Annotated in this window: 4 protein-coding genes and 1 pseudogene; 4 read left to right on the forward strand and 1 reads right to left on the reverse strand. The window is 64.1% G+C overall.

Annotation, left to right across the window (positions count from 1 at the left end):
* The 4 genes and pseudogenes from JOZ76_RS01355 to JOZ76_RS01370 all read left to right on the forward strand — a co-directional run.
* Positions 1-348 (forward strand): annotated as a pseudogene (locus JOZ76_RS01355) (ABC transporter ATP-binding protein); the annotation flags it as partial.
* On the forward strand, positions 338-1,261 hold the full coding sequence (locus JOZ76_RS01360; protein WP_291696842.1) for an ABC transporter permease: 924 nt from the start codon (positions 338-340) through the stop codon (positions 1,259-1,261). The pseudogene JOZ76_RS01355 and the gene JOZ76_RS01360, both read left to right, overlap by 11 nt.
* Positions 1,261-2,382 (forward strand): ABC transporter permease, encoded by a 1,122-nt coding sequence (locus JOZ76_RS01365; RefSeq protein WP_291696843.1) that lies wholly within the window; start codon positions 1,261-1,263, stop codon positions 2,380-2,382. Before JOZ76_RS01360 ends, JOZ76_RS01365 begins: the two co-directional genes overlap by 1 nt.
* Before the next feature lie 31 nt (positions 2,383-2,413).
* Positions 2,414-3,403 carry an ABC transporter substrate-binding protein gene (locus tag JOZ76_RS01370; RefSeq protein WP_291696844.1) on the forward strand — a complete coding sequence of 330 codons (990 nt, stop codon included), beginning with the start codon at positions 2,414-2,416 and terminating at the stop codon, positions 3,401-3,403.
* A 179-nt stretch (positions 3,404-3,582) separates the two neighbouring features.
* Here the strand turns inward: JOZ76_RS01370 and JOZ76_RS01375 are convergent, their stop codons facing one another.
* Positions 3,583-4,002 carry a DOPA 4,5-dioxygenase family protein gene (locus JOZ76_RS01375; RefSeq protein WP_291696845.1) on the reverse strand — a complete coding sequence of 140 codons (420 nt, stop codon included), beginning with the start codon at positions 4,000-4,002 and terminating at the stop codon, positions 3,583-3,585.
* Between the last annotated feature and the right edge of the window lie 324 nt (positions 4,003-4,326).

Below are 4,326 nucleotides of genomic sequence, written 5' to 3' on the forward strand. Positions count from 1 at the left end.
CGGGTCTCGATCGCACGCGCGCTGTCGTTCGACCCGGCGCTGCTGCTGATGGACGAGCCGTTCGGGGCGCTCGATGAGATCGTCCGCGACCATCTCAACGAACAGCTGCTGCAGCTCTGGAAATCGACCGGCAAGACGGTGCTGTTCGTGACCCATTCGATTCCCGAGGCCGTGTTTCTCTCGACCCGGATCGTGGTGATGTCGCCGCGGCCGGGCCGCATCATCGACGTCATCGATTGCGATTTCCCGGCGGACCGGTCGCTGGAAATTCGCGAGACGCCTGAATTCCTGAAAGTCGCCCAGCGCGTCCGCAACGGTCTGCGTGCGGGACACTCCTATGACGAATAGCGCGCCCGCCCTGTCGCTGCGCGCGCCGGCCACGCGCGCCCGCCACGTGCTGATGGAGCGCTACGCGTCGCTGGCAATGATGGTCGCTCTGATCGTCGCGATCTGGTACATCGCCGCGATCGCGCTGAACTGGACGCTGGTCCGCGACGGCTTTGAGCGCGAGGAAACCCCTTACACGCTATCGGACGTGCTCGCAGGGACCATGGACGCGGAGCGCCCACTGTTGCCGGCCCCGCACCAGCTCGCCGCGGCAGTCTACGATTCGGTGTTCGGATATCCGCCGCTGGCGCCGCGCAGCCTGGTCTATCACGCCCTGGTCACGCTCTCGGCGACCTTGCTGGGCTTCCTGATCGGCTCGCTGTTCGGCATCGCGCTCGCGCTGATGATCGTGCACAGCCGCGTGCTGGAGCGCAGCCTGCTGCCCTGGATCATCTGTTCGCAGATGGTGCCCGTGCTGGCCCTGGCGCCGATCTTCATCGTCATGCTCGGCGCGCTCGGCCTGCATGGCCTGCTGCCGAAGTCGATCATCTCGGCCTATCTCTGCTTCTTCCCGGTCACGATCGGCATGGTGAAGGGTTTTACCTCGCCCGATCCGCTGCAGATCGAGCTGATGCGGACCTGGTCGGCGACGCCGCGCCAGGTGCTCTGGAAGCTGCGCTGGCCGGCCGCAGTGCCTTATCTATTCGCCAGCCTCAAGGTGGCGATCAGCATCTCGCTGGTCGGCGCCATCGTCGCCGAACTGCCGACCGGCGCCGAAGCCGGCATCGGCGCGCGGCTGCTGGCAGGCTCCTATTACGGCCGGACCATCCAGCTCTGGTCGGCGCTGGTTGTGGCCGCCGTGCTTGCCTCCGGCCTGATCGCGATCACGGCCCTTGTCGAGGGCGGCGTGCTCCGCCGCATGGGGGCGCATTGATGGAGCCGCGCAGGCTGCGATTGGGATTTCTGCTCGCCGCGGCCGCGATGGTGCTGGCGTTACTGCTGCCATCAGCACCGGGCGCGCTGCCACTGTCGGCACGCCCCTATGTCTGGGAAATGAGCACGGCGGCCTGCCTGTTATGTCTGGTCGCGGCCTGGCGCGCCGATCTCCGCGCAGCCGTCGTCGGCCTGCCCGCTTCCGTGCTTGCAGCCGCCGTATCGCTGCTCGTGCTTGACGACCCGATGGTGGCCGGAGCAGCCGGCCCGGGCTTCTGGCTGATCGTGATCGCCTCGTGGCTGTCGGCCGGGCTTTGCGTTGCCACGCTCGCAAGCCTGCGGCAGGTGCGGCGCAACCGGCAGCGCGCGATCGACCTTCTGGTCCCGCTGCTGTTCGGCGCAACCGTGTTCTATCTCTGGGAAGTCGGCGTCCGCGGCCTTGGCGTACCTCCGGTCCTGCTGCCGGCGCCAAGCGCGGCGGCGGCGCGGTTCATGTCATCCCTGCCCACGCTCGGTATCGATTTCGTGCAGACCTTCGTCCGCGGCGTGCTGATCGGCTATGTGATCGGCTGCGGTGCCGGACTTCTGGTCGCGATCCTGGCGCATCGCTACCAGTTTTTGAGCCGCGGCCTGCTGCCGCTCGGCAACTTCTTCGCCGCGCTGCCCCTCGTCGGCATCGCGCCGATCATGGTGATGTGGTTCGGCTTCGACTGGCCGTCGAAGGCAGCCGTCGTCGTGCTGGTCACCTTCTTTCCGATGCTGGTGAACGCCATCGCCGGGCTTTCGGCGGCCGGCGACAGCGAGCGCGACCTGATGCGCTCCTACGGGGCGAGCCACCGGCAGAGTTTGACAAAACTCCATCTGCCCGCGGCGCTGCCGTTCATTTTCAATGCGCTCAAGATTAACGCGACGCTGGCCTTGATTGGCGCAATCGTTGCAGAGTTTTTTGGGACACCGACGCAAGGCATCGGCTTTCGCATCTCCACCGAGGCGGGACGCATGGCCATCGACATGGTCTGGGCGGAGATCGCGCTCGCAGCGCTTGCCGGAATGGCGTTTTATGGTGTTGTCGCGCTGGCCGAACGCGCGACGACGTTTTGGCACCCATCGTATCGGACCTAGATCGGCAAGGTCTTATCTTTTGGAGCTTTCCATGAAGCACACACTTGTCCTGGCCGCCGGCCTCACCCTCGGCCTGTCGCTGACGAGCGCAGAGGCCGCCGACCCCGTCACCATCCAGCTCAAATGGGTCGCCCAAGCCCAGTTCGCCGGCTACTTCGTCGCCAAGGACAAGGGTTTCTACAAGGACGCCGGCCTCGACGTCACCATCAAGGCCGGCGGACCCGACGTCGCGCCGCCCCAGGTGATCGCCGGCGGCGGCGTCGACGTGATCGTCGACTGGATGCCGTCGGCGCTGGCCTCGCGTGAGAAAGGCGTGCCGCTGGTCAACATCTCGCAGACCTTCAAGAAGTCCGGGCTGGAGCTGACCTGCCGCGCCGAGACCGGCATCAAGAAGCCGACCGACCTCAAGGGCAAGACGCTCGGCGTCTGGTATGGCGGCAACGAATATCCGTTCCTATCGTGGATGTCGAAGCTCGGCTACAAGACCGACGGCTCCTCGGGGGGCGTCAAGGTCATCAAGCAGGGTTTTAACGTCGACCCGCTGCTGCAGAAGCAGGCCGACTGCGTGTCCACGATGACTTATAACGAGTATTGGCAGGTGATTGACGGCGGCTACAAGCCGAGCCAACTCGTCGTCTTCAAATATGAGGATGAGGGCGTCGCCACGCTTGAGGACGGCCTCTACGTGCTGGAGAAGAACCTCGGCGATCCCGCCTTCGTCGCCAAAATGGCGAAATTCGTCAAGGCATCGATGAAGGGCTGGGATTACGCCAAGTCGCATCCCGACGAGGCGGTAAAAATCCTTCTCGCCAACGACACCACGGGCGCCAAGACCGAAAAGGACCAGAAGCGCATGATGGGCGAGATCAGCAAGCTGCTCGGCGACACTGAGGGCAAACTCGACGTCAAGGATTACGACCGCACGGTCGCCACGCTGATGTCGGGCGGCTCTGATCCGGTCATCACCAAGAAGCCGGAAGGTGCCTACAGCTTTGCCGTCTACGACGCGATGAAGAAGTAGGACTTATGCCAGCGGTGCTGGCACCACCTCCTGCACTTCGTCATGGCCGCGCTTGTCCCGGCCATCCACGTCTTTGCAGCACCAGGAAAGAAAAGTCGTGGATGCCCGGCACAAGGCCGGGCATGACGAGCCATAGGCCGAGGCCGTTCGGATTACGTCGACCACTCTCCGCGTGCTGGTCATGCCCTGAGGTGCGGCTCGGTGTTCGGCGGCAGCGGCGCCTCTGCCTCATCGTGCTCGGGGAGCTTGTCGCCGTGGATGGCGAGCGGAGGTCCGATCCAGAGCGGATCGTCAAGATGGTCCCGGCGCGGGTTGACCGTGTTGGGATGAACCAGGACACTCAGACTTCCGTGGTTCAGCATCAGCCAGGGCACTAGCTCGGCGAACACCTCGCGCGCAAAGGCGACCTGATACATCGCCTGGTCATGCGGCCCCACCTTGACATCGTGCCAGCGGCCCAGCGTGACCGAAAACCGCTCGCCAATCCACTGGCGCAGCCGCTCGGCCTCGCCCCGCGTCGTGGCCGGATCGTAATAGACATGCGCGTGATAGCTGGCGATCTCGCTTGCCGGCCGCGGGCCTTCCACAACATCGGTCATCTGTCCCTCCCCCGTTTTCATCCATTATTGCCGGGCGGATCGCGCCGCGTTCGTAACCTACATCAAGGCGAAACGGAAAAGCATCAAGCAAAGCTGCGCTCGCGATCAGAATGAACGACAGCGAGCTGGCGCGGCTGCGCTCGGGCTGCTCTCATCTCCAACCACAGAAGCGTTCTAAGCTTGTAATTTTGACATCCGCTTGCAAACAGTATCGGGGTATGGAACAACTTAAATTAGATTGACTCGGACCGACGACCGGTCGCTCCGAAGAAGAATGCTTTCCGCGAATGCTTTACGTCACTTGCCCGAACAGGGACTCTGGAT

This window comes from Bradyrhizobium sp., assembly GCF_019244115.1.
Lineage (GTDB): Bacteria > Pseudomonadota > Alphaproteobacteria > Rhizobiales > Xanthobacteraceae > Bradyrhizobium.